Below are 22,373 nucleotides of genomic sequence, written 5' to 3' on the forward strand. Positions count from 1 at the left end.
AGAGCGGATCGCGTTGTGAGTCTGAAAAGATGTCTGCCGTTCTTGGTGAGAAAAGAGGATAGCCCTATGGCAACCGTTAAGGTCGATAACAGCAATTTTCAGTCGGACGTTCTTCAGTCGAGCGAGCCTGTTGTGGTGGATTTCTGGGCAGAATGGTGCGGTCCTTGCAAGATGATCGCTCCGGCTCTGGACGAAATCGCGACCGAAATGGCCGGTCAGGTCAAGATCGCCAAGGTCAATATCGACGAAAACCCTGAGCTGGCTGCCCAGTTCGGCGTACGTTCGATTCCGACGCTACTGATGTTCAAGGACGGTGAGCTCGCCGCCAATATGGTTGGCGCCGCTCCCAAGAGCCGCCTTGCCGACTGGATCAAGGCTTCGGCTGCATAAGAACAGCATCATAAAAAAAAGCAAAACCCGGCCTTTGAGCCGGGTTTTTTGTTATTCGCAGAAAGGGTGGACTTATTTCGACGTTCTTTGAGCGTTGGCCCGGTCTTCATCACTCGGATTGCATTCCTGCTGCGTTCCGGAAAGGTAGAATTTTCCGTCAGCAGCGGGTTGGGTTCCGCCATCACAACCCGGCATTCCACTCACCGCATTGCCCCCATTGCCACCATTGACGCCAAACTGGGCGAAAGATGGTGTCGTCATTACGCCAAAAACAACGAAAAGAAATAAAATAACAGACGTCCTCATCCCGATTTCTCCTATGAAGCGAGACAGATTGATCGTTATTTATTCTATTATCGGAAAGCTAATACCGCATCTCCCACTTGTTGCCAGCAAATTGGCCAGTCAAGCGGGCGGTGTTTCATTGTCTCTCAAGACTTCACCCGCAAGGTAAAGCGAGCCGCCGATCAGGATGCGGGGCGGCGCTTCATCCGAGGGCCATGTGTCGCGCAGAAGTTTCAGCGCATTGGCAACCGAATGTACGGGTTCTGCGGACAGATTGGCTTTCTGGGCTGCAACCGCCAGCTCGTCATTGGGAATGCCCGCATCGCTGGATGGAATGGGCACGGTGAAAACATGCCGCGCCATACCGGCAAAAGCCTCGAAATAGCCGACCGGGTCCTTGGTGTTGATCATACCGGTGATGAGGAATAGCGGGCGTTCATTGCGCTCTTCCAGATCGCCAAGCGCCTCGGCGATGACTGCGCCCGCACCGGGATTATGGCCGCCATCAAGCCAGATTTCGGAGGCTGCCGGGGCCAAATCCACGAGCGCACCATGGGTCAGCCGCTGCATACGTGCTGGCCAGTCCACCACCATCAACGCCTTTTCGACGGCCTTGTCGGTCAGGCTGAAACCAGCCATCTGCACAGCCTCGATTGCCGCTGCGGCATTGGAAATCTGATGGCGTCCGGGCAGGCGCGGCAATGGCAGGTCGATCAGGCCGTCCTCGTTCTGGAACACCATGCGACCATGTTCCTCGAAAGCGAGGAAATCCTGCCCGTAGACCGAAACCGGACAGCCGAGCCGGTCTGCAGTCGAAACGAGAACTTCCCGCGCTGCATCGAAGGGCTGGAATCCGACGACGACCGGGCAATCCTTCTTGATGATACCGGCCTTTTCAGCGGCAATCAGCTCCACGCGGTCACCAAGATAGGCCTGATGATCGATGGAAACCGGCATGATGAGCGAGACGGCAGGCTCGGCAATGACATTGGTGGCGTCGAAGCGCCCGCCGAGACCGACTTCCATGACGACGACATCCGCCGGATGCTCGGAAAAGAGTACGAAAGCCACAGCGGTCAGAATTTCAAAAACGGTGATGTGCTGGCCGTTATTGGCAGCCGCAACGCGCTCTATCGCGTTGGCCAGAACATCGTCGCTGACCAGTTTTCCGCCACCGGGCGCTGCCAGGCGGTAGCGCTCGTGCCAGTTGACGAGGTGCGGTGAGGTATGGACGTGAACATCAAAGCCGCCCGCTTCCAGAAGCGCGCGGCAGAAAGCTGTCGCCGATCCCTTGCCGTTGGTTCCGGCAATATGAATGACCGGCGGTAACTTCAGATGCGGATTGCCAAGCTTTTCCAGAAGACCGCGAATGCGGTCCAAGGAAAGATCGAAGCCCTTTGGGTGCAACTGCATAAGCCGCTCGATTGCGGCGGCGGCTTTTTCTGTCACGATCAGGCTGCCTTGTCGGTTGCTTCCGTCTTTTTGTGTTCCGGAGCGTCGCTATTGCCGGGCTGCTTGGTCATGATTTTGAGAAGGCGCGCAATCGTGTCCTTTAGTTCCAGACGCGAGACGACCATGTCGACCATACCGTGTTCCATGAGATAGTCGGCACTCTGGAAGCCTTCCGGCAGCTTTTCACGGATCGTCTGCTCGATGACGCGGGGGCCAGCAAAGCCGATCAATGCGCCGGGTTCGGCAATATGGATATCGCCCAGCATGGCATAGGAAGCGGTTACGCCGCCCGTAGTCGGATTGGTAAGCACGACGATATAGGGCAGGCCTGCTTCTTTCAGCATTTCCACTGCAACTGTCGTGCGCGGGAGCTGCATGAGCGACAGGATGCCTTCCTGCATGCGTGCGCCACCAGAGGCGGCAAACAGGACCAGCGGACGCTTCAGTTCGATGGCCTTTTCAAAGCCCTGGATGATCGCTTCGCCGGCACCCATGCCAAGCGAACCGCCCATGAAGCCGAAATCCTGGACGGTGGCGACAATCGGCAGGCCGTCAATGGTGCCGAGGCCGTTGACGATAGCGTCATCCATGCCCGTGCGGGTGCGGTAATCCTTGAGACGGTCGATATATTTCTTCTCGTCGCGGAATTTCAGCGGATCGACAGGCACTTTCGGTGCTTCAAGCGTGGTGTATTCACCATTGTCGAAGAAGAAACGCAGACGATCTTTCGCCTTGATGCGCATGTGATGACCCGAGGACGGGATCACAAACTGGTTGCTCTCAAGGTCCTTGTGAAACACCATTTCACCGGTCGACGGATCCTTGATCCAGAGGTTTTCCGGCATTTCACGACGGCCGAGCATCGAATTGATCTTCGGACGGACGTAGTTGGTGATCCAGTTCATGACGTTTGGTTCCGTTTCTTGTTCTTCGGCAAAGAGCTTCAGCCGCCTAGCACTTTTAGGATGCGCTCTAAATGGACGATTTATTGGGCGGCTTCAAGGCGTGTGGCACGCACACTCTCCGCAAGGGCGTGGACAAGTCTGGTTGCAGCGGCGACAGGATCACCCTTTGCCTTGCCGTTTTCGTCCAGTTCTCCGGCAATCGCGTTGACAATCGCCGTACCGACGACGACGCCATCGGCGTGGGTGGCGATGGCTGCTGCCTGCTCCGGCGTCTTGACGCCGAAACCGACACAGATCGGCAGATCAGTGCTCTTCTTGATGTGACGCACAGCTTCGCCGACCTTTGCCGTATCGGCAATGGCCGAACCGGTGATGCCGTTCATCGACACGTAATAGACGAAGCCCGACGAATTATGCAGTACCTTCGGCAAGCGCTTGTCGTCCGTGGTCGGCGTGGTGAGGCGGATAAAATTGATGCCCGCCTTCATGGCCGGAATGCACAACTCGGCATCCATTTCGGAGGGAAGATCGACGACGATCAGCCCGTCCACGCCGGAAGCCTTGGCATCGGTCAGAAAATGTTCCACGCCATAGATGTAGATCGGGTTGTAATAGCCCATCATGACGATCGGGGTCGTGTCGTCTTCCTTGCGGAATTCTGCTGCCATGTGCAGCGTCTTGGCAAGCGTCTGACCGGCGTTGAGGGCGCGCAGGCCAGCGGCCTGAATGGCGGGTCCGTCTGCCATGGGATCGGAGAAGGGCATGCCCAGTTCGATCACGTCGGCACCGGCCTTTGGCAGAGCCTGCATCACTTTGAGCGAGGTTTCCAGATCGGGATCGCCACCCATGAAATAGGTAACGAGCGCCGGACGGCCCTCGGCCTTCAGTTCAGCGAATTTGGTGTCGATGCGAGTAGTCATACCGTGCCCCGTGGCAAAGTGCGCGCCAGATAGTCGGCAACGGGCTTGCCCGCCATCGCCGTTTCCATCCATGCACGCCGTTCAAAGTCTATAATTCCCAGTTCCCACACGCAGGCCATCAGCAGCGGCTGTGCGGGCATGAATTCCACCTCGTCGCCGAGTTCCGACTGCCAGAGGATTTCCGTGGCGATGCCGCCTTCCAGCCACCAGTGCAGGAGGAGCCAGAGGCCCTCCTCGCCCTGATGAAGAACGGCGAAACCAACCCCCATATGTGGCAATGCGGTGAGCTTTTCAGCGGCGGTTTCGATCTGTCTGCGGGCGAGGCCGACAGCAGCCTCCGCGACAGGATTAGCCGGATCGGCTTCGATGATGTTGAGCTTGATCGTTGCCGGACCGCACGTCGTCAGGCCGTCGAACCATGCGGCGCGCGGCTTGTAGACGGAGATTTCGGCGACGTCATTACCCATATCAGATGTCCATGCCGAGAAGCTTGCCGACCGTGTGGACATCCTTGTCGCCACGACCGGACAGATTGACGATCATGACCTGATCCTTGCCCATGGTCGGTGCCATTTTCACGGCCTGCGCGATGGCATGGGCGGATTCGAGGGCAGGGATGATGCCTTCGGTGCGGGTGCAGAGCTGGAACGCATCCAGCGCCTCATCATCGAGGATCGGTACGTAGTCGACGCGCCCGCTATCTTTCAGCCATGAATGTTCCGGACCTACGCCCGGATAGTCGAGACCAGCAGAAACGGAATGACCTTCGAGAATCTGACCGTCATCGTTCTGGAGGAGATAGGTGCGGTTGCCATGCAGCACGCCGGGACGACCTGCGCTCATCGAAGCGCAATGTTCTTCACCGTCGAGACCGCGTCCGCCCGCTTCGACACCGACGATCTTCACCGAGGCATCGTCAAGGAACGGATGGAACAGGCCGATGGCGTTGGAGCCGCCGCCAACCGCTGCCACGATCACATCCGGCAGGCGTCCTTCCTGCTCCAGAATTTGCTGGCGTGCTTCATTGCCGATCACCGACTGGAAGTCGCGCACCAGTTCCGGATAGGGATGCGGACCGGCAGCCGTGCCGATCAGGTAATAGGTGTCTTCGACATTCGTCACCCAGTCACGCAGGGCTTCGTTCATCGCATCCTTGAGCGTGCCGTTGCCTGCCGAAACCGGAATCACTTCGGCACCAAGCAGCTTCATGCGGAACACATTCGGCTTCTGGCGCTCGACGTCGGTTGCGCCCATATAGACCACGCAGGGCAGGCCGAAACGCGCGGCAACGGTGGCCGAAGCCACGCCATGCTGTCCGGCGCCGGTTTCGGCGATAATGCGGGTCTTGCCCATGCGCTTGGCAAGCAGAATCTGGCCGAGGCAGTTGTTGATCTTGTGGCTGCCGGTGTGATTGAGGTCTTCGCGCTTGAAGTAGATTTTCGCGCCGCCCAAATGCTGGGTCAGGCCTTCGGCATAATAGAGCTTGGAAGGACGACCGGCATAATAGGTTGACAGATTGGAAAGCTCAGCCTTGAACGCAGGATCGTTCTTCGCCGTTTCATAGGCTTCCTGCAATTCGAGGATCAGCGGCATCAGCGTTTCGGCAACGAAGCGTCCGCCGAAAATACCGAACATGCCCTCTTCATCGGGGCCTGTCTTATAGGAATTGGGTGCAACCGGCTTGTTCAACGCTTCCGCTCCGTCAGTTCAGGCTGTCTACAGGGCATCGGCGCGCATCGGCGACAGCCCGGAAAAAATTCTCGATGAGACGCACATCCTTCTCGCCGGGCGCGCGCTCGACGCCGGACGATATATCAATGCCCGGCGCCTGGGTCTTGTGCAGCGCTTCGGCGATATTATCCGCATTCAATCCACCGGAAAGCATGTAATCGATATCCGCGTCAAGCGCAGCCAGAAGTTCCCAGTCGAAAGACACACCGTTGCCGCCGGGAAGGTCCGATCCCTTCGGCGGCTTGGCATCGAACAGGAAACGGTCGGCTATGCCTTTATAGGCCGCAATCGCAGCAAGATCGCTGGCTTCGCGCACCGAAAAAGCCTTCATGACCGGCAGGCCATGACGCGCCTTGATGAAGGCCACGCGTTCCGGCGTTTCGTGGCCATGAAGCTGCAGAATATCGGGCTTCACGGTTTTCACGATATCATCCAGTGTTTCATCGTCCGCATCGACTGTAACGGCAACGACAAGCGCACGTCCGTTGACTGCATCACGCAGATCCGCCGCTGTCTGCGGGGTTATATGACGCGGGCTTTTGGGAAAGAAGATGAAACCGATATGCGTCGCACCGCCGTCGAGGGCGGCGGCAACGGCGTCAGGGGTTTTAAGCCCGCATATCTTGATATCGAGAACCATGGTTTTCCGTCGCATAAATCCGGGGGCTACTCAAGTTATTCCGTCTGTTCCGGAACTATTCGGAGACCGGATGGCCATCAAAACCCTGTGCGATCAGAAAATCATACGCCTCCATGACCTCGAGGGGAACAGCCTGTGCGATCTGATAGCCCTTGGCAGGATATTCCAGAATGCGTTGAAGATCGCCGGTCATCTCATTGATAAGCATTTCGACCGGATGATCTGCCGTCGGCTGGTCCTCGAAGGAAACGAGCGGAGCGGTGATGCTTGCGCGTGCTTCCGGCCATTGCCGGGCCACAGTCGCCAGAACGCGGCGCTGCGTCTGCGGCTTGGTCACAAGGATGGCGCTGATTGCGCCGGGCGCAAGCCGTTCACGACTGAACCTTATGTTTTCGCCGATATTGGTTGCATTGGGTTCGACGGTAATCGCTTCTGCGGGTACGCCACGCCTGATTGCGATTTCAGCAAAGGCTTCCGCTTCGCTTGTCTTGTAGAGCTTGTCCGTCCAGTGACCGCTTTTGCCGGTGAACACCAGCCATGTCGCCATGCTGGCCAGAAACAGATCGGCTGCCCTCTCGGCGACGCGCGGATCGTAGCTGCCAAGCCCGATAATGACATCGGCGGTTTCCAGCGGATCATAGATGCAGTGATAATCCCACAGCACCTTGGCGGCGGTCAGTATGGATGCGGTCATGTGAAGTCGATAGCCTGTAATGCGCTGCCATTGCGCTTCAGCCAAGCCTTGCAGCGCTCCGTATCAGGGCAAAGCTCATGGCAGAGTTTCCAGAATTTCGGCCCATGGTTCATTTCGATGAGATGGGCCACTTCATGGGCGACAAGATAGTTGATAATCGGGGCAGGAGCCATGCCGATGCGCCAGGAGAAGGAAAGCACACCGTCGGAGGTGCAGGAACCCCAGCGGCTCTTCGTATCCTTGAAACGCACTGCCTTGGCCTTGCGACCGACAGTGGCGGTGTGTCGGATGACAAGCGCCTCGATCTCGCGCTTCACTTCGCGCTTGATGTGATCGGCGACGCGGCGCGGCAGATGTGCCGGGTCGCCATGGACCAGCAGAATATTGCCTTCAAGAAGCTGTGTTGTGCCGCGCCCGGGCTGATGCACGATCTTGTGTGGCACGCCGCGCAGGGGAATTTTGATACCGGCACGCACGCCCGGCTGGTCGGGCAGTTTTGCGATGCGGCTTTCGATCCAGCCTTCGTGACGGCTGAGAAAGCTCATCACTTCGCGCTCGGGAAGGCCGGGCGGGACCGTAATGCGCAATCCTTTGCCACCTGCTTCGATACGCAAGGTCAGCCGCTTGGCACGCGGATTTTCGAAAACACGCAAGGGAAGTTCGCGTCCGGCGACCGCATGGATACGTTCGCTGCGAACGGTCGTCGTCCCAGCGGATGCCCCTTTACCGCTGATTTGCCGAAGAAAGGATAAGCCCATCGCTTAAGAATAAGCGATTCGCTTAAAAAGCCAGAAAAAATTGCTATTTTGACCGAAACGGCGCAACCAAACCGCGCCGTTTCGAGAGATTTCAGGGTGTTATACCTTATCAAAGATCAGTGATGTCGTCCTTGCCGCCTTTCGCGCGCGGGGCAGGCGTCTTCTTCGCGCTCGCACGGCGCTCAGCCATGAAACGGTCGAATTCTTCCTTGTCGCGAGCGCGGCGAAGTTCTGCGGCATAGGCCTCGAACTCGGCACGTGCTTCTTCAAGCTTGCGGCGTTCTTCGGCCAGGCGCTCCAGTTCGGCGCGGCGCCAGTCGTCAAAAGCCTCGTTGCCGGTGGTGCTACCGAAGTTGAAGCTTTCGCCCTTGCGGCAGTTGCGGAACGAGCCGAACATGGAATCGGTCTTCTCGTTCACGCCGCGCTTGAACCCTTCGAGGCGATCACCCCAGAGGATATAGGCGAGCATGGCAAGGCCAAGTGGCCAGAACAGGAAAAAGCCGAGCACCATCAGCGCAATCGTGGCTGGCGTCCATGCCGGGCGGATCAATGCAGTATTGGTCATGGTCTGCTCCGTCGAAAAGCGCATGCCATTCAACCGTTCGACATCGTCCGGCAACATGCGCAAAACCAAGGCCTGCCAGCCCGCCCTGTGCGGGCATTTTGTTCTGGCGGCTTGACTTCGACGTGGTGAAAAGATTGCGACTTTTCAAGAATGCAACCTGCGGATTCAGACCGTGTTTCCGCTAACCAATGCGATTATCTCGAAATTTTTTTACGAAAATGTTCGAGAAAAGTGACGGCAAGCCCGGCGATCAGCGCCCAGAAGGCGGAGCCGACCCCGAAAAATGCCATGCCGGAGGCCGTCACGGCAAAGGTAATGGTCGCAGCAAGGCGCTCATGTTCGTCCTTCAGCGCCAATGACATGGCGTTGATGAACGGGCCGGTCAGGGCAAGCCCGGCAACAAGGGCGATGAGCGTTACCGGCAATACGGCAAAGATCGCGACCAATGACGCCCCGAAGAGGGCGAACACCACATAGATCGCGGCATAGACCGGGCCGGTAAGCCAGCGTTTGGTGTGGTCTGGATGTGCGTCGGGATTGGTGCAGAGTGCTGCCGAGATAGCGGCCAGATTGGTGGTGGAAGCGCCAAAAGGAGCCGTCAGCAGTGAAAAGAGGCCGGTCACGCGCAAGCAGGCGCTGGTCGGCGGCTCGTAGCCTGAAGCACGCAGCACGGCAAAGCCCGGCAGGTTCTGCGAGGCCATGGTTACCAGATAGAGCGGGATCGCGATGCCGATCATCGCGCCCATGTGAAACTCTGGCCAGATGAGGGTGAGCGTGGAGATTTCAGGCGCGGGCAGGGCTGGTGAGCGCCCTGTGAGCAGCGCAAAGATCATTCCGATCACCAGAACGGCAATGACGGCGAGCGACGGGTTGAACAGGCGGATGATGAAGAACAGTGCCACCAGCGGCAGGACGAAAACCGGGTCGCCGGGCACCGTCTTGGCAGCCGCAATGACAAAACTCAGCAGCACACCTGCCAGCATGCCCGAGGCGACGGAGGCTGGAATACGGGAAACGAGTACCGACAATTGACGGATCAGCCCGGTGGCGACCAGTGCGAGTGCTGTTACGATGAATGCGCCCACCGCTTCCGGCATGGTGAAACCGGCACTGGCGCCGATCAGCGCCAGCCCCGGTGTGGACCAGGCCGCGATGATCGGCATCTTGTAGCGGATGCTGAGCCAGGCGGATGAGGCGGCAATCGCAAGGCAGATCGCTGTCACCCAGCTTGCGGTTTCGGCCTGTGAGGCGCCCAGCACCTGCGCTGCGGCGATGATGAGTGCCAGCGTGCCGCCGAAACCGACAATGGCCGCAACCGCCGAGGAAGCGAAAACCGAAAACCGCATGACTGTGCTCCGTTACGATTTTTCGCCGATGCGTTCCGCCAGACCGGATACGGTATGGGTCAGAAGATCGAGATCTTGCGGTCGTGACAGGCGATGATCGCCGTCACGCACCAGCGTCAGGGTTACGTCATCGACGGGCAGGTGTTCCACTAGCGTCAGCGCATGCCTGTAAGGAACATCGGGGTCCTGCATGCCCTGCAGGATATGAATCGGACAGCCGGTCTCGATGATGCCCTTGAGAACCAGATTCTTCCGTCCGTCCTCAATCAGCGCGCGGGTATAGACATAAGGATTGGGCGAATATTCGGAGGGTTCTTCGAAATAACCCTTTTCCTGAAGGTCGTTTTTCTGCGCATCGGAGAGCGAGGGCTCCACAAGTACAGCCGTAAAATCCGGAGCAGGCGCGATCAGCACGATCCCGGCAGGCGGATTCCCTTCCTTCTTTAACTCCTGCGCCATACGCAGCGCAATCCAGCCGCCCATGGAGGAACCGACCAGAATCTGCGGTCCTTTGGCATATTTGCGATAAACGGCGAGGCTTTCGTTCAGCCAGCGCGAGATGGTGCCTTGATTGAAATCGCCACCGGATTCGCCGTGGCCCGAATAATCGAGCCTGAGTGCGCTGTGTCCGGTCTCAGCCGCCCATTCGTCGAGAACCACGGCCTTGGTGCCCATCATGTCGGAACGATAGCCGCCGAGCCAGACCACACCCGGGGATTTGCTTCCGGCTCTGTAACGCAGGGCGATTTTCGCTCCGTCCACGTCGATGAATTCCGGCCCCGCAACACTCATGTCAAATCTCCTCAATTTTCGGGATTGTTTTGGCATGTTCGGAAAAGAGAGAAAACCCGCCATGTGGGGCGAGGCCCTTGAAATGACGGCAAATGTGACCGATATGCCGCTTGTCCGCCGTGAAATGACGACAAAAAGAACGTTTATCACGCGGGGGTGATTTTTCCTGTCAAAGATGCTATTGACTTCGCCGCCTGCTTGACGACATTTCCGCAATCAACTGTGGTTTGATCGGGGACATGCCGTCTGGCAGCAAGTATCCGACCGCATGAGACGTAACAATTCAGGAGATAACGACCATTCGCCGACCCTTCAGAGCGACGCCGGTTCAGAAAGACGGACCGCGCTCCAACCGTGATATCCGGGTTCCCCGGGTTCAGCTTATCGATGCCGAAGGCCAGAACCACGGCGATGTTTCCATTCAGGAAGCTATCGCCATGGCTGAAGAAGCAGGTCTCGATCTCGTCGAGATCGTGCCGAACGCAGAACCTCCGGTTTGCAAGATCGTCGACCTCGGCAAGCTGAAGTATCAGAATCAGAAAAAGGCCGCCGAAGCGCGCAAGAAGCAGAAAACGGTTGAAATCAAGGAAATCAAGATGCGACCGAACATCGACACCCATGATTATGAGGTGAAGATGAAGGCTGCTCTGCGTTTCTTTGAGGAAGGCGACAAGGTCAAGGTTACCTTGCGTTTCCGTGGACGCGAAATGGCGCACCAGGAACTTGGCATGAAGCTTTTGCAGCGCGTCAAGGAAGACACTGTCGAAATCGCCAAGGTCGAGTCCGAGCCGAAGCTTGAAGGCCGTCAGATGATGATGGTTCTCGCTCCGCGCTGAACATTTCGAAATGCCTTGGAAAAGCCGCCTTCGGGCGGCTTTTCATTTGCCTGGATCAAGACAGGATCGTGGAATGACAATGAAAACTTTGGGCGAATTGGGGAAATATCAGCAGCGTCGGCGCCTTGCAATCGGCGCCGTCGTGGTACTTCTGGTCGTGGCGCTGCTTTTTGTCAGCTCGCAATCGACTGACCATTTCCATGAATATATCGAAGCGTTCGGTCTGAGCCTGATCGTTGCGGCCATCATAGGACGCATGTGGTGCACGCTCTATATCGGCGGGCGCAAGAGCGCGGAAATCGTGCAGAGCGGCCCCTATTCGGTTACGCGCAATCCGCTTTACGTCTTCAGCAGCATCGGTGCGATGGGCATCGGCGCGCAGACCGGCAGTGTTATCATTGCGGTCGCCTTCGGCGTGCTTTGCTATCTTGCTTTCTCGGTTGTCATCCGGACGGAAGAGAAATTTCTCAAGCAGAATTTTGGCAAGCCTTATGAAGCTTATTGCGCCAGCGTTCCGCGTTTCTTCCCGAAGCTTTCGCTGTTCCGCGACGACAAGGAACTGATCGTTCGTCCTGATCGGCTTTATCGTACCTTCACGGACGGTCTGGTGTTTTTCGTCGCCTATCCGTTTTTCGAGTTCGTTGAATATTTGCAGGACATTCACGTCCTGCCGGTGCTTCTGCGGCTTTATTGACGTTTCGGCTGCGATTCAAGCCGATTTGGGCCAATTCGGGCATTGCGTTTTGCAGTCTTTGAGCCTATAAGGCCGCGTTCGAACCGCCCGGCAGGGCATGCCGTGGCGGTTTCGTATGCTTTTCGGGCTTGGTCAGTCCGGAAGTAAAACTAGGTTCCCATCCGCATCAGGCATGACCGGACGCCACGACAAGAGGCGTCGAGTGCCGGAGGTACGAGGGGGATCGCAAAGAAGGAGTAGCAAAATGCCCAAGATGAAGACCAAATCGGCCGCCAAGAAGCGGTTCAAGATCACCGGCACCGGCAAAATCAAGGCCGCAGCTGCTGGTAAGCGTCATGGCATGATCAAGCGTTCGAACAAGTTCATTCGCGATGCACGCGGCACCATGGTTCTCGCCGATGCCGATGCAAAGATCGTGAAGCAGTTCCTGCCGAACGGCCTCTAAGATTAGTCTGAGAAGGAGATCATAACATGGCACGCGTAAAACGCGGCGTTACCGCCCACGCAAAGCACAAGAAGGTTCTGGATCAGGCTGCTGGTTTCCGTGGCCGTCGCAAGAACACCATCCGCACCGCCAAGGCTGCAGTTGACCGTTCGAAGCAGTATGCTTACCGCGACCGCAAGAACCGCAAGCGCTCGTTCCGCGCTCTCTGGATTCAGCGTATCAACGCTGCTGTCCGCGAGCAGGGCCTGACCTATGGCCGTTTCATCGACGGTCTTGCCAAGGCTGGCATCGAGATCGACCGCAAGGTTCTGTCCGACATCGCAATCCATGAACCGGATGCATTCGGTGCGCTGGTTGCGTCGGCAAAGAAGGCTCTCGAGTACCTCAAGAACACCGAGACGCCGAACGCTTTTGAAGGCGCTGTCCGCTAAGCCAGCCGCCTTTCCCAAGCAGTATCGATAATTTGGGGACCCGCGCTGGCTCGGCTGGCGCGGGTTTTCTTGTTTTAAGGATTCAAAGCGGGCATGAAGGATGAACCGGGCAAGTTGAGACTGGATCTGGATGCGGATGATCTCCGCAGCCTGCTGGTTCTGCTTGCCCAGAGCCAGGGCAAGCGCATTTCCAGCGCTGTCATTGGTGGTCATCGCGTCTGGATCAAGCGCTACGATGCCGAAAGGCGCCCACTTCCGAAGCGACTGCACAGCCTGATTTCTCCGCTTCTTCCCTATCCGTTCCTGCGTAGCCCGAAGGATGTCGGAGAAGCAGGCATGGCCGACCGCGAAGAGCGCAAGATGAGCGCTTTTCTGCAAGCGGGTTTTCAGGTGCCCAGAATTGTCTACCGCCAAGGGGCGGTAATGGTTCTGAGCGATGTCGCGCCCATCATCCAGGATCGACTTGACCAGTTACGTCGCAATGATCCGAAGGGCCATGACGCGCTTCTCGTCCATTGTGCCCGTGCTTTGGGCGAGGCTCATGCGGCAGGACTCTGCCACGGGCGCCCGCATCCGCGCGATTTTTTCGAGAAAAACGGTGTTGCCGGCTTTCTCGATTTCGAGGAGGAGCCGGAAACGGTGATGCCGCTTGCTGCCGCGCAGGCGCGCGATGTCTGGCTTTTGTTTTTCCAGATCACGGCGCAGGCACGTCTTGCCGGGACACCGCAGCAGGCATTCGCAGCCTATCGTGCGGTTGCGCCCGCTGACGTGATTCCGGAGCTGAAGAAGATTGTCGGCTTCTTCCGATTTACCATCGCGCCGCTCAGGCTGTTTCGTCGCATCTTTCTCGGCGGCGATGGAAGACGGCTTTTGCAGGCGATGGAATTTTTTGACGCCAATCTTGATGCGTCTCACCAATCAGGCCAAAGAGAGTAACGACAACGCTTCTTTGGCTGCAAAGCGAAATACATGGAGCGCTGCAAGCGCGACAGGGAACTCGAAACAAGAGGCGTGGAGCGCTGCAAGCGCGACAGGGAGCTCAAAACAAGAGGCGTGGAGTGCCGCAGGCACGACAGGGATTTAAACAATGAGTGATCTAGAACAACTTGAACGGCAGATTCTTGAAGACATCGCGGCGGCGGCTGACGAGCCTGCCATTGAAGCCGTGCGTGTCGCCGCTCTTGGCAAGAAGGGCTCGGTTTCGGAAAAGCTGAAGACACTGGGCAGCATGACGCCGGAAGAGCGCCAGGCGCAGGGACCGGCGATCAACGGCTTGAAGAACCGGGTTACCGAAGCGCTGACCGAGCGCAAGACGGAACTGCGCAAGCAAGCGATTGCCGCTCGCCTTGAGCGCGAAAAGGTCGATGTGACGCTGCCGGTGCGTGAAAGCGCTGCATCGCGCGGTCGCATCCATCCGATTTCACAGGTCATCGATGAGATCACCGCAATCTTCGCCGATATGGGTTTCTCGATTGCCGAAGGTCCGGATATCGAAACCGACTATTACAATTTCACGGCTCTGAACTTCCCCGAAGGCCATCCGGCGCGTGAAATGCATGACACCTTCTTCTTCAATGCGGATGAGACGGGCGAGCGCAAGCTTCTGCGCACGCACACCTCGCCGGTGCAGGTGCACACGATGGAGAAGTTTGCCGCCATCCGTGACAAGGAAGGCCGCGACGAGCCGATCCGCATTGTCATTCCGGGCAAGACATACCGCATGGATTCCGATGCCACCCATTCGCCTATGTTCCATCAGGTCGAAGGTCTGGTCGTGGACAAGTCGGCCAATGTCGCCAACATGAAATGGGTTCTGGAGGAGTTCTGCAAGGCCTTCTTCGAAGTGCCTTCGGTCAAGATGCGCATGCGCCCGAGCTTCTTCCCGTTCACCGAGCCATCGGTTGAAGTGGATATTCAGTGCGACCGTTCCGGCCCGCATGTGAAGTTCGGTGAAGGCAATGACTGGCTCGAAATTCTGGGCTGCGGCATGGTGCATCCGAATGTGTTGCGCGCTTCCGGCTACGATCCGGACGTTTATCAGGGCTTCGCCTGGGGCATGGGCATCGATCGCATTGCCATGCTGAAATATGGCATGCCTGATCTGCGCGCCTTCTTCGACGCCGATGTGCGCTGGATCGAACATTACGGTTTCCGTCCGCTCGACATTCCGACGCTTTTCGGCGGACTGAGCGCGTAAGGACAGGAAGGGACAACACAAATGAAATTCACGCTTTCCTGGCTCAAGGATCACCTTGAAACCGATGCGACGCTGGAACAGATCGTCGAAAAACTGACCGATATCGGTCTGGAAGTGGAATCGGTCGACGACCGCGCTGCTTTCAAAGCCTTCAAGATCGCGAAGGTCTTGACAGCCGTTCAGCATCCGGATGCCGACAAGCTGCGCGTACTCTCCGTCGATACGGGCGACGGCAAGCCGGTTCAGGTCGTTTGCGGCGCACCGAATGCACGTGCCGGTCTGGTTGGCGTTCTCGGCCGTCCGGGCGACTATGTTCCGGGCCTCGATGTCACGCTTTCCGTCGGCAAGATTCGCGGTGTCGAAAGTTTCGGCATGATGTGTTCCGAGCGCGAGCTGGAGCTTTCCGACGAGCACAATGGCATCATCGATCTGCCGGAAGATGCTCCGGTCGGCACCAGCTTTGCGACCTATGCCGGACTGGACGATGCGGTGATCGAAATCGGCCTGACGCCGAACCGCGCCGATTGCACCGGCATTCACGGTATTGCACGCGATCTTGCAGCTAGCGGTCTCGGCACGCTCAAGAACACGCTGCCGGACGCCGTCAAGGGCGAAGGTGAAACGCCGGTCAAGGTCATTCTGGATCAGGATGCCGAAAACCCGTTCTGCACCGGCTTCGCGCTGCGCATGGTCAAGGGTGTGAAGAATGGCCCAAGCCCGAAATGGATGCAGCAACGTCTCAAGGCTATCGGCCTGCGTCCGATCAATGCGCTGGTGGACATCACCAATTATGTGACCTTCGATCAGGGTCGTCCGCTGCACGTCTTCGACGCTGCCAAGGTCAAGGGCAATCTGACGGTGCGTCTGGCAAAGGATGGCGAAACCATTCTCGGCCTCGATCAGCGGGAATATAAGTTCAAGCCGGGCATGTATGTGATTGCCGATGAGAACGGTCCCGAATCGATTGCCGGTATCATGGGCGGCGAGCATTCCGGTTGTGATGAAAACACCACCGATGTGCTGATCGAATCGGCTCTCTGGGAGCCGCGCATGATTGCACGCACGGGCCGCGAGTTGGGCATCGTTACCGATGCGCGTTATCGTTTTGAGCGTGGTGTCGATCCGGAAATGATGGTTCCGGGTGCAGAAATCGCGACCAAGCTGGTGCAGGAACTTTGCGGCGGTCAGCCAACAGTTCTCGACGTGGTTGGATATAGCAAGCCTACACCGCGCGTGATCGATTTCCCGGTATCGGAAGTCAAGCGCCTGACGGGCATCGAGGTGTCCTACGAAGCGTCGCTCGATATTCTGAAGCGTCTCGGCTTCGGCGTCGAAGGTGACGGCAAGGTCATCAGAGCAATCGTTCCGTCATGGCGTGGCGATGTGGAAGGCAAGGCTGACCTTGTTGAAGAAGTCATGCGCATTCATGGCATCAACCAGATCGATCCGCAGCCGCTGCCGAACCATGGTGCCGTCAATGGCCGTATTCTGACGACCTTGCAGATCAGAACCCGTCATGCCCGCCGCATGCTCGCCTCGCGCGGCATGATGGAAGCCGTGACCTATTCCTTCATTTCTGAAGGACAGGCCAAGGCGTTCGGCGGCGGCAAGCCGGAACTGAAGCTTGCCAACCCGATTGCCGCCGATATGTCAGACATGCGCCCGTCGCTTCTGCCGGGTCTGCTGGTCGCTGCACAGCGCAATGCGGATCGCGGTTTCGGCGACACGGCACTGTTTGAGGTCTCGGGCATCTATGAAGGCGATACGCCGGACAAGCAGCGTCGCGTTGCTGGCGGTGTACGCCGCGGTACAGCCAAGGTTGATGGCTCGGGCCGTTTCTGGGCTGGCAATGCGGCTCCCGTCGGCGTCTTCGATGCCAAGGCTGATGCACTGGCAGCACTTGAAGCTGCTGGCGCTCCGGTTGACCGCATCCAGATTGAAGCTGGCGGTCCTGAATGGTTCCATCCGGGTCGTTCCGGCACGTTGAAGCTCGGACCGAAGGTCGTCTTGGGCTATTTCGGCGAGTTCCATCCGGATACGCTGGAAGCACTCGATGTTTCGGGCGCACTTTGCGGCTTTGAAGTCTATATCGATGCGATCCCTGAGCCGAAGGCAAAGTCCACGCGCACCAAGCCGGCTTTGAACCTTTCGCAGTTCCAGAGCCTCAAGCGCGATTTCGCGTTTGTGGTGGATGCAGATGTGGAAGCTGGAAATGTCGTGAAGGCGGTTTCGTCTGCTGACAAGAAGCTGATTGTCGGCGTTCAGGTCTTCGACATTTTCACTGGTGCTTCGCTGGGTGAAGGCAAGAAGTCGATCGCGGTTGAGGTGCTGTTGCAGCCACAGGACCGTACATTGACGGATGAAGATCTGGAAGCGCTATCGAAGCAGGTCGTGGCCAGTGTGGCCAAGCAGACCGGCGGCGTGCTGCGCGGCTAAAAATGAAATAAAAAGCCCGCCATCTGGCGGGCTTTTTTAGAGCATAATCTGACCGGAGTAGAACGAGGACCAAAACGATTATGCTTGAAATAGAAGGAGTTAGAGCGCCGATCGGATTCAGTCAGATCGAAATGCGCTCTAATGCAGCTATTCAGCGGCCTGCCGCGTCCTTGCGGGCAGAGCCATCATCGCCATATCGATGATTTTTTGCACCGCGGCGCGCGAATTGCCGTCACGGGCTTCAAAAGAAATGCTCTGCTGGATCATGTGATAAAATTCGGTCATCTGCGCAATATCGGCATCGGCGGGCAGGTCGCCTGCCACTACCGCTTGCTGGAGGCGCTTGGAAAGCCGGTCATGATTTGCGTGGCGGATAGCCTGGAGAAATTCCTTCACAGGCACATTTTCCGGTTTGCACTGGATCGAGCTCACACTGATCATGCAACCGCCCGCCGGGCAGGCGAAAGCACTGTCCGCGCCCAGTTCCAGCCAGCGGCGCATGCCCTCCTGAATGGTGGTCGCGTTTTCCAGTGCGTCGAAAGGAGCGGCGCCGATGGTACGACGGTAATAGTCGACGGCTTCACGAAACGCCTGCTCCTTATTGCCGAAGGCGGCATAGAAGCTTGGCGGCGTAATGCCGATGGCGGTCGTGAAGTCGTTGATCTGGGCGCACTCATAGCCTTTGGCCCAGAAAACCCTCATCACCTTGTCCAGCGCTGCGTCGCGGTCGAAGCTGCGCGGGCGTCCGCGTGGAACCATTTTTCTCCCTTTCTGTAATCATCCTTATATAATTCTCTTGACCCTTTCGGGCAAGACGATATTAATTATGTAGTCTACACTATATAATTAGGATTCGTCCCATGAACGATACGTGCGAATCCGCCCTTGCGGCGGAAGAGGTTTCTGCGTCTTCGCAAAAGGCGCGAGCGATCCCGCTGGTTGTCTATTGCCTCAGCTTGGGCGTGTTCGCGCTCACGACTTCCGAACTCATGATCTCGGGCATGCTGCCGTCGCTTCAGGTGGCATTCGACCGTTCCATTGCTGATATAGGGAATCTGATTTCGCTCTATGCGCTTGGCATGATGATCGGAGGACCGCTGGTCACGATCCTGTTTCTGGCGTTGAAGATCGAGAACAAGCGGGGGCTTCTGATTCTGCTTGTATTTTATGCGGCGGCGCAAAGCGTGGCCGCGTCCACAAGCAGTTTCCAAATTCTGTTGATCGCCCGTGTTCTGACCGGTATGGCGGCGGCAACGAGCTTCGGGCTGATGCTTGCCATCACGGCACAGCTCGTCGGACCGGAACTGCGCGGGCGGGCTTCATCGCTGGTATTTGCCGGTCTCATGCTCTGCACCGTCTTCGGCGTACCCATTGCGACAGCAATCACCAACGCATTTGGTTGGCGAGCGAGCTTCTGGGCCATTGTGGTTCTCGTCCTCGTCTGCGCCCTTGTCATCGCGATCAAGATCGAATCGTCGCCCGATACACCACAGGCCGATCTGCGTTCGGAGCTGAAGGAGATGCGTAAACCGAAACTCTGGGCCGCCTATGCCACCAGCGCGCTCGTCATCGGTTCGTCCTTCGCCGTCTATAGCTATTTGTCGCCGATCACGGTGGAGCTTGCAGGTTTCTCCGCGATGCAGGTGCCATTGCTGCTTGCCGTCTATGGCGGTGCCAATATCGTCGGCAACTATGTCACCGGTCGCTTTGCCGATCGTCACACGATTCCAACCATCGCCATCGGTCTTGTGTTGATGCTGTCGGCCATGCTGATTTTCGCGCTTTTCGCCGAGCTGAAACTGGCTACGATCCTTGCCATCGTGATGATCGGCCTGACGGGCATAGCACTTAATCCTGCCTTTATCACGAGGGTGATGCGGATCGCGCATCCGGGCGCGCTGGTGAACGCCATGCATGCATCGGTCATCAATATCGGTCTCGGACTTGGGCCGTGGGTTGGTGGACAGGCAATGGAGGCAGGCTATGGCCTGCATGCACCACTATGGGTCGGCTTTGCCATGACACTGGCCGGGCTTCTGACGCTTGCACCGCCAGCTCTGCGCAGGATGTAAAAAAGGGAGCCCGACGGGCTCCCCTTTTATTTGGAGCATTTATCAAAGACCGGTCAAAGCAAGCTGCTGTTCGTTGTAACGCTTACCTGCGATCAGGTCGGGTGCGGATACCTCATCCAGACGCTGCAAATCCTGTGGTGTCAGTGTGATGTCCACGGCTTTCACATTGTCTTCCAGATGATGGATCTTGCGGACACCGGGGATCGGCACGATGAAATCGCCCCGGCTCAGCACCCATGCCAGCGCCAATTGCGCGGGCGTGACCTGCTTTTCCTGTGCGATCTCGACGATACGATCCACCTGCCGGTTGTTGGCTTCCAGATTGCCCGGCTGGAAACGCGGCAGCGTCTTGCGGAAATCGTCTTCGGCAAGGTCTGACTGTGAGCGCAATGTGCCGGTCAGCATACCGCGCCCAAGCGGGCTATAGGGTACGAAACCGATACCAAGTTCACGGCAGACTGGCAGCACATTGTCTTCCGGATCGCGTGCCCATAGCGAATATTCGCTTTGCAACGCGGCGATGGGATGGACCGCATGCGCGCGGCGCAAGGTGGTGCCACCTGCTTCCGAAAGACCGATGGCGCGTATCTTTCCCTCATCGATCAGGTCCTTCAAAGTGCCGACCACATCTTCGATCGGTACGGACGGGTCAACGCGGTGCTGGTAGAACAGATCGATCACATCAATGCCGAGCCGTTTCAGGGAGGCCTCGGCTACGTCGCGAATATGTTCAGGCCGGCTATCGACACCCTTCATCTGGCCGTCTTCGATCTTGAAGCCGAACTTCGTTGCAATCGTCACCCGGTCACGGAAAGGCTTGAGCGCCTTGCCGACGAGTTTCTCGTTCTCGAACGGACCATAGACCTCTGCCGTATCGAAAAATGTCACGCCAAGATCGACGGCGCGATGCAGCGTGCGGATCGCATCCTGTTCATCCTGTCCACCATAAGCATAGGTCATTCCCATGCAGCCGAAACCAAGGGCAGAAACGTTCAATTGCTGGCCGAGTTTGCGCTGTTGCATTGTAGTTCCTTTCGAATGATTGATTGAAAGTACTGAAAATTGTGCGGGAAAATCGGGAGGAGATTCCGGCTGGATGCGCCTTGGCAGTGGCTGCGTTCCGACCGAGGACCATGTCGCAAACAATAAAACGGGGCGGTAAGTTCGATAATACCGATTTATTTTCACGGCTTGTTCTGTAATTTGTAACAATGAATCGAAGCCAACTGTCACAGCTTGCCGTTCTCGCCGCCGTTGCAGCGCATGGAAGTTTCCGTGGCGCTGCGCGGGAACTGGCGATTGCGCCCTCGGCCGTCAGCCACGCAGTGGCAACACTGGAGGACAGTCTGGGCGTGCGTCTTCTTGCACGCACAACACGCAGCGTCGCCCCGACGGAGGCCGGGCGGCAATTGCTGGAGAGGCTGGCACCGGCGCTTGAGGAGATCAATGCGGCTTTGGGTGCCGCCGTCGATTCGCGGGATCGACCGTCCGGGGTGCTGCGCATCACAGCGCCCTATGTGGCGGCGCAGCTTGTCATCGCTCCGCGTCTGGGCGAATTCGCCAGAGCTTATCCCGACATTACACTCGATCTGCGGGTGGAAAATGGCTTCACCGATATCGTAGCGGCTGGCTTCGACGCAGGCGTGCGTCTCGGTGAGAGCCTCGAAGCGGATATGATTGCAACGCGGTTGACCGGCAATGTGCGTGCGGCAATCGTTGCGGCACCTGTTTATTTTGAGAACCGTTCGGTCCCCCTCGAACCGCGCGATCTTTTGCAGCACGCATGTATTCGCCATCGCTTTCCGAGCGGACAAACCTATCGCTGGGAATTCGAAAAGGCAGGCGAGGTGCAGGAAATTGCAATAGAAGGGCCTTTGATCGTCAATGATGACAGAGTTATTCTGGAAGCAGCTCTGAACGGCACCGGACTTGCTTATCTGTTCGAGGCCTATGTTCACGACGCTTTGGCGGAAAGGCATCTTGTTCGGGTTCTGGACGACTGGTGCCAGCCTTTCGCGGGGCTTTATCTCTATTATCCAAGCCGTCGCCAGATGCGCCCGGCGTTGCGGGCATTCATCGACTTTTATCGCCACGGAAGCAGTCAATGAAATCAGTGTCGAACCATTTGCGTCATGCCGGTCTGCCGCTCGCACAGCAGCGGGATATCTTTTCACAGATGATTCTGGAAAGCCCGCTGCTGATGGATGCGCTGCATCGGTTGCATGAACTGGCCGGGGAAGCGTCCGATTTCTGGCTCGTTTCAGGCGCGCTCTATAACACCATCTGGAACCGGCTGACCGGGAGGCCGGTCCTGCACGGGATCAAGGATCTCGATATTATCTATTTCGACGGCAGCGATCTTTCCTGGGAGGCAGAGGACGCGGTTATCACCCGTGGGGCTGGCGTCTTCCGCGACTTTCCGCTTCCGGTGCAGGTTCGCAATCAGGCGCGGGTGCATCTGTGGTTCGAAAAACGCTTCGGACAGCCCTATGCGCCGCTTCGCTCTGCAACCGAATCGATAGAACGTTATTCGACGATCGCCCATTGCGTGGGCGCGCGGCTGGCAAAAGACGGCGAAGCGACGGAGGATGAACTACTCATCCACGCCCCTTTCGGCTTCGATGATATTTTTTCATTTCGCATTCGTCCCAATCGTGCCATCGATAATCGCGAAACGCACGAGATCAAGGCAGCCCGTGCGCTCAAATTCTGGCCGGAACTGCGAGTTCAGGACTGGGACACGCCGCAATGAGTCTGGATTTTTGCTTTGAATAAAAGAGGGAA

Annotated in this window: 24 protein-coding genes; 11 read left to right on the top strand and 13 right to left on the bottom strand. The window is 57.5% G+C overall.

Features of this window, described 5'->3' with window-relative positions; genetic code table 11:
• Positions 1–66: 66 nt before the first annotated feature.
• Positions 67–390: a thioredoxin gene (trxA, locus tag F9K94_RS10935; RefSeq protein WP_006473274.1), complete on the top strand. Its 324-nt coding sequence runs from the start codon at positions 67–69 to the stop codon at positions 388–390.
• 405 nt (positions 391–795) lie between these two features.
• On the opposite strand, the gene F9K94_RS10940 is transcribed toward trxA, so the two are convergent.
• The 11 genes from F9K94_RS10940 to F9K94_RS10990 form a co-directional block, all read right to left on the bottom strand.
• On the bottom strand, positions 796–2,088 hold the full coding sequence (locus tag F9K94_RS10940) for a bifunctional folylpolyglutamate synthase/dihydrofolate synthase (RefSeq protein ID WP_192799504.1): 1,293 nt from the start codon (positions 2,086–2,088) through the stop codon (positions 796–798).
• Between the two features lie 38 nt (positions 2,089–2,126).
• On the bottom strand, positions 2,127–3,032 hold the full coding sequence (gene accD / locus F9K94_RS10945) for an acetyl-CoA carboxylase, carboxyltransferase subunit beta (RefSeq protein WP_151645619.1): 906 nt from the start codon (positions 3,030–3,032) through the stop codon (positions 2,127–2,129).
• 80 nt (positions 3,033–3,112) lie between these two features.
• A complete protein-coding gene (gene trpA / locus F9K94_RS10950) occupies positions 3,113–3,952 on the bottom strand; it encodes a tryptophan synthase subunit alpha (protein ID WP_151645620.1) in 840 nt (279 codons plus the stop codon).
• Positions 3,949–4,419, bottom strand: a complete 471-nt coding sequence (locus tag F9K94_RS10955) for a hypothetical protein (RefSeq protein WP_151646407.1) — start codon at positions 4,417–4,419, stop codon at positions 3,949–3,951. The genes trpA and F9K94_RS10955 overlap by 4 nt, the downstream gene beginning before the upstream one ends.
• Position 4,420: 1 nt before the next feature.
• A complete protein-coding gene (gene trpB / locus F9K94_RS10960; protein WP_061344627.1) occupies positions 4,421–5,641 on the bottom strand; it encodes a tryptophan synthase subunit beta in 1,221 nt (406 codons plus the stop codon).
• Positions 5,642–5,654: 13 nt separating this feature from the next.
• Positions 5,655–6,323: a phosphoribosylanthranilate isomerase gene (locus F9K94_RS10965; protein ID WP_151645622.1), complete on the bottom strand. Its 669-nt coding sequence runs from the start codon at positions 6,321–6,323 to the stop codon at positions 5,655–5,657.
• A 55-nt stretch (positions 6,324–6,378) separates the two neighbouring features.
• Complete coding sequence (locus F9K94_RS10970; protein ID WP_151646409.1) at positions 6,379–7,017, bottom strand: YdcF family protein; 639 nt, start codon at positions 7,015–7,017, stop codon at positions 6,379–6,381.
• Entirely contained in the window at positions 7,014–7,775 is a 762-nt protein-coding gene (locus F9K94_RS10975) for a M48 family metallopeptidase (RefSeq protein WP_151645624.1), read from the bottom strand. The genes F9K94_RS10970 and F9K94_RS10975 overlap by 4 nt, the downstream gene beginning before the upstream one ends.
• Before the next feature lie 109 nt (positions 7,776–7,884).
• Positions 7,885–8,340, bottom strand: a complete 456-nt coding sequence (locus F9K94_RS10980) for a DUF2852 domain-containing protein (RefSeq protein WP_061345204.1) — start codon at positions 8,338–8,340, stop codon at positions 7,885–7,887.
• A gap of 194 nt (positions 8,341–8,534) precedes the next feature.
• The gene (locus F9K94_RS10985) at positions 8,535–9,686 is read right to left on the bottom strand and encodes a benzoate/H(+) symporter BenE family transporter (RefSeq protein WP_061344631.1); all 1,152 of its coding nucleotides are present in this window, start codon (positions 9,684–9,686) and stop codon (positions 8,535–8,537) included.
• A 12-nt stretch (positions 9,687–9,698) separates the two neighbouring features.
• Positions 9,699–10,478 carry an alpha/beta hydrolase gene (locus tag F9K94_RS10990; protein ID WP_151645626.1) on the bottom strand — a complete coding sequence of 260 codons (780 nt, stop codon included), beginning with the start codon at positions 10,476–10,478 and terminating at the stop codon, positions 9,699–9,701.
• 299 nt (positions 10,479–10,777) lie between these two features.
• On the opposite strand from F9K94_RS10990, the gene infC reads away from it, so the two are divergent.
• The 7 genes from infC (at position 10,778) to pheT (ending at position 17,517) form a co-directional block, all read left to right on the top strand.
• A complete protein-coding gene (infC, locus tag F9K94_RS10995) occupies positions 10,778–11,314 on the top strand; it encodes a translation initiation factor IF-3 (RefSeq protein WP_012091035.1) in 537 nt (178 codons plus the stop codon).
• A 79-nt stretch (positions 11,315–11,393) separates the two neighbouring features.
• Positions 11,394–12,008 carry a methyltransferase family protein gene (locus F9K94_RS11000; protein WP_151646411.1) on the top strand — a complete coding sequence of 205 codons (615 nt, stop codon included), beginning with the start codon at positions 11,394–11,396 and terminating at the stop codon, positions 12,006–12,008.
• A 244-nt stretch (positions 12,009–12,252) separates the two neighbouring features.
• Positions 12,253–12,453, top strand: a complete 201-nt coding sequence (rpmI, locus tag F9K94_RS11005; protein WP_006473268.1) for a 50S ribosomal protein L35 — start codon at positions 12,253–12,255, stop codon at positions 12,451–12,453.
• 26 nt (positions 12,454–12,479) lie between these two features.
• Positions 12,480–12,884: a 50S ribosomal protein L20 gene (gene rplT, locus F9K94_RS11010; protein ID WP_006468099.1), complete on the top strand. Its 405-nt coding sequence runs from the start codon at positions 12,480–12,482 to the stop codon at positions 12,882–12,884.
• 93 nt (positions 12,885–12,977) lie between these two features.
• Positions 12,978–13,820, top strand: coding sequence for a BUD32 family EKC/KEOPS complex subunit (locus tag F9K94_RS11015; RefSeq protein WP_151645628.1), 843 nt, complete (start codon positions 12,978–12,980; stop codon positions 13,818–13,820).
• Positions 13,821–13,971: 151 nt separating this feature from the next.
• A complete protein-coding gene (pheS, locus tag F9K94_RS11020) occupies positions 13,972–15,081 on the top strand; it encodes a phenylalanine--tRNA ligase subunit alpha (protein WP_151645630.1) in 1,110 nt (369 codons plus the stop codon).
• A 21-nt stretch (positions 15,082–15,102) separates the two neighbouring features.
• On the top strand, positions 15,103–17,517 hold the full coding sequence (gene pheT / locus F9K94_RS11025) for a phenylalanine--tRNA ligase subunit beta (RefSeq protein WP_151645632.1): 2,415 nt from the start codon (positions 15,103–15,105) through the stop codon (positions 17,515–17,517).
• Between the two features lie 147 nt (positions 17,518–17,664).
• Here the strand turns inward: pheT and F9K94_RS11030 are convergent, their stop codons facing one another.
• Positions 17,665–18,276: a TetR/AcrR family transcriptional regulator gene (locus tag F9K94_RS11030; protein ID WP_151645634.1), complete on the bottom strand. Its 612-nt coding sequence runs from the start codon at positions 18,274–18,276 to the stop codon at positions 17,665–17,667.
• A 101-nt stretch (positions 18,277–18,377) separates the two neighbouring features.
• On the opposite strand from F9K94_RS11030, the gene F9K94_RS11035 reads away from it, so the two are divergent.
• The gene (locus F9K94_RS11035; RefSeq protein WP_151645636.1) at positions 18,378–19,589 is read left to right on the top strand and encodes an MFS transporter; all 1,212 of its coding nucleotides are present in this window, start codon (positions 18,378–18,380) and stop codon (positions 19,587–19,589) included.
• Between the two features lie 42 nt (positions 19,590–19,631).
• Here the strand turns inward: F9K94_RS11035 and F9K94_RS11040 are convergent, their stop codons facing one another.
• Positions 19,632–20,612 carry an aldo/keto reductase gene (locus F9K94_RS11040; RefSeq protein ID WP_151645638.1) on the bottom strand — a complete coding sequence of 327 codons (981 nt, stop codon included), beginning with the start codon at positions 20,610–20,612 and terminating at the stop codon, positions 19,632–19,634.
• 188 nt (positions 20,613–20,800) lie between these two features.
• Between F9K94_RS11040 and F9K94_RS11045 the strand changes: the two genes are divergently transcribed.
• Together F9K94_RS11045 and F9K94_RS11050 are read left to right on the top strand one after the other, a co-directional pair.
• Positions 20,801–21,697: a LysR family transcriptional regulator gene (locus F9K94_RS11045; RefSeq protein ID WP_061344640.1), complete on the top strand. Its 897-nt coding sequence runs from the start codon at positions 20,801–20,803 to the stop codon at positions 21,695–21,697.
• Positions 21,694–22,341 (top strand): nucleotidyltransferase family protein, encoded by a 648-nt coding sequence (locus F9K94_RS11050; protein ID WP_151645640.1) that lies wholly within the window; start codon positions 21,694–21,696, stop codon positions 22,339–22,341. The genes F9K94_RS11045 and F9K94_RS11050 overlap by 4 nt, the downstream gene beginning before the upstream one ends.
• The last annotated feature ends 32 nt before the right edge of the window (positions 22,342–22,373 follow it).

Source organism: Brucella tritici, from assembly GCF_008932285.1.
In the GTDB taxonomy this organism is placed as follows: Bacteria; Pseudomonadota; Alphaproteobacteria; order Rhizobiales; family Rhizobiaceae; genus Brucella; species Brucella tritici.

What these genes read in the sequence shown, in the direction of transcription:
- F9K94_RS10985 (WP_061344631.1), bottom strand. Translation starts at nt 9,686, where the DNA reads ATGCGGTTTTCGGTTTTCGCTTCCTCGGCGGTTGCGGCCATTGTCGGT.
- accD (WP_151645619.1), bottom strand. Translation starts at nt 3,032, where the DNA reads ATGAACTGGATCACCAACTACGTCCGTCCGAAGATCAATTCGATGCTC.
- F9K94_RS10990 (WP_151645626.1), bottom strand. Translation starts at nt 10,478, where the DNA reads ATGAGTGTTGCGGGGCCGGAATTCATCGACGTGGACGGAGCGAAAATC.
- F9K94_RS10940 (WP_192799504.1), bottom strand. Translation starts at nt 2,088, where the DNA reads ATGCAGTTGCACCCAAAGGGCTTCGATCTTTCCTTGGACCGCATTCGC.
- trxA (WP_006473274.1), top strand. Translation starts at nt 67, where the DNA reads ATGGCAACCGTTAAGGTCGATAACAGCAATTTTCAGTCGGACGTTCTT.
- F9K94_RS10970 (WP_151646409.1), bottom strand. Translation starts at nt 7,017, where the DNA reads ATGACCGCATCCATACTGACCGCCGCCAAGGTGCTGTGGGATTATCAC.
- F9K94_RS11050 (WP_151645640.1), top strand. Translation starts at nt 21,694, where the DNA reads ATGAAATCAGTGTCGAACCATTTGCGTCATGCCGGTCTGCCGCTCGCA.
- F9K94_RS11035 (WP_151645636.1), top strand. Translation starts at nt 18,378, where the DNA reads ATGAACGATACGTGCGAATCCGCCCTTGCGGCGGAAGAGGTTTCTGCG.
- F9K94_RS11030 (WP_151645634.1), bottom strand. Translation starts at nt 18,276, where the DNA reads ATGGTTCCACGCGGACGCCCGCGCAGCTTCGACCGCGACGCAGCGCTG.
- pheS (WP_151645630.1), top strand. Translation starts at nt 13,972, where the DNA reads ATGAGTGATCTAGAACAACTTGAACGGCAGATTCTTGAAGACATCGCG.
- F9K94_RS11000 (WP_151646411.1), top strand. Translation starts at nt 11,394, where the DNA reads ATGAAAACTTTGGGCGAATTGGGGAAATATCAGCAGCGTCGGCGCCTT.
- rplT (WP_006468099.1), top strand. Translation starts at nt 12,480, where the DNA reads ATGGCACGCGTAAAACGCGGCGTTACCGCCCACGCAAAGCACAAGAAG.
- F9K94_RS10965 (WP_151645622.1), bottom strand. Translation starts at nt 6,323, where the DNA reads ATGGTTCTCGATATCAAGATATGCGGGCTTAAAACCCCTGACGCCGTT.
- rpmI (WP_006473268.1), top strand. Translation starts at nt 12,253, where the DNA reads ATGCCCAAGATGAAGACCAAATCGGCCGCCAAGAAGCGGTTCAAGATC.
- pheT (WP_151645632.1), top strand. Translation starts at nt 15,103, where the DNA reads ATGAAATTCACGCTTTCCTGGCTCAAGGATCACCTTGAAACCGATGCG.
- F9K94_RS11015 (WP_151645628.1), top strand. Translation starts at nt 12,978, where the DNA reads ATGAAGGATGAACCGGGCAAGTTGAGACTGGATCTGGATGCGGATGAT.
- F9K94_RS10980 (WP_061345204.1), bottom strand. Translation starts at nt 8,340, where the DNA reads ATGACCAATACTGCATTGATCCGCCCGGCATGGACGCCAGCCACGATT.
- F9K94_RS11040 (WP_151645638.1), bottom strand. Translation starts at nt 20,612, where the DNA reads ATGCAACAGCGCAAACTCGGCCAGCAATTGAACGTTTCTGCCCTTGGT.
- F9K94_RS10975 (WP_151645624.1), bottom strand. Translation starts at nt 7,775, where the DNA reads ATGGGCTTATCCTTTCTTCGGCAAATCAGCGGTAAAGGGGCATCCGCT.
- trpA (WP_151645620.1), bottom strand. Translation starts at nt 3,952, where the DNA reads ATGACTACTCGCATCGACACCAAATTCGCTGAACTGAAGGCCGAGGGC.
- F9K94_RS10955 (WP_151646407.1), bottom strand. Translation starts at nt 4,419, where the DNA reads ATGGGTAATGACGTCGCCGAAATCTCCGTCTACAAGCCGCGCGCCGCA.
- F9K94_RS11045 (WP_061344640.1), top strand. Translation starts at nt 20,801, where the DNA reads ATGAATCGAAGCCAACTGTCACAGCTTGCCGTTCTCGCCGCCGTTGCA.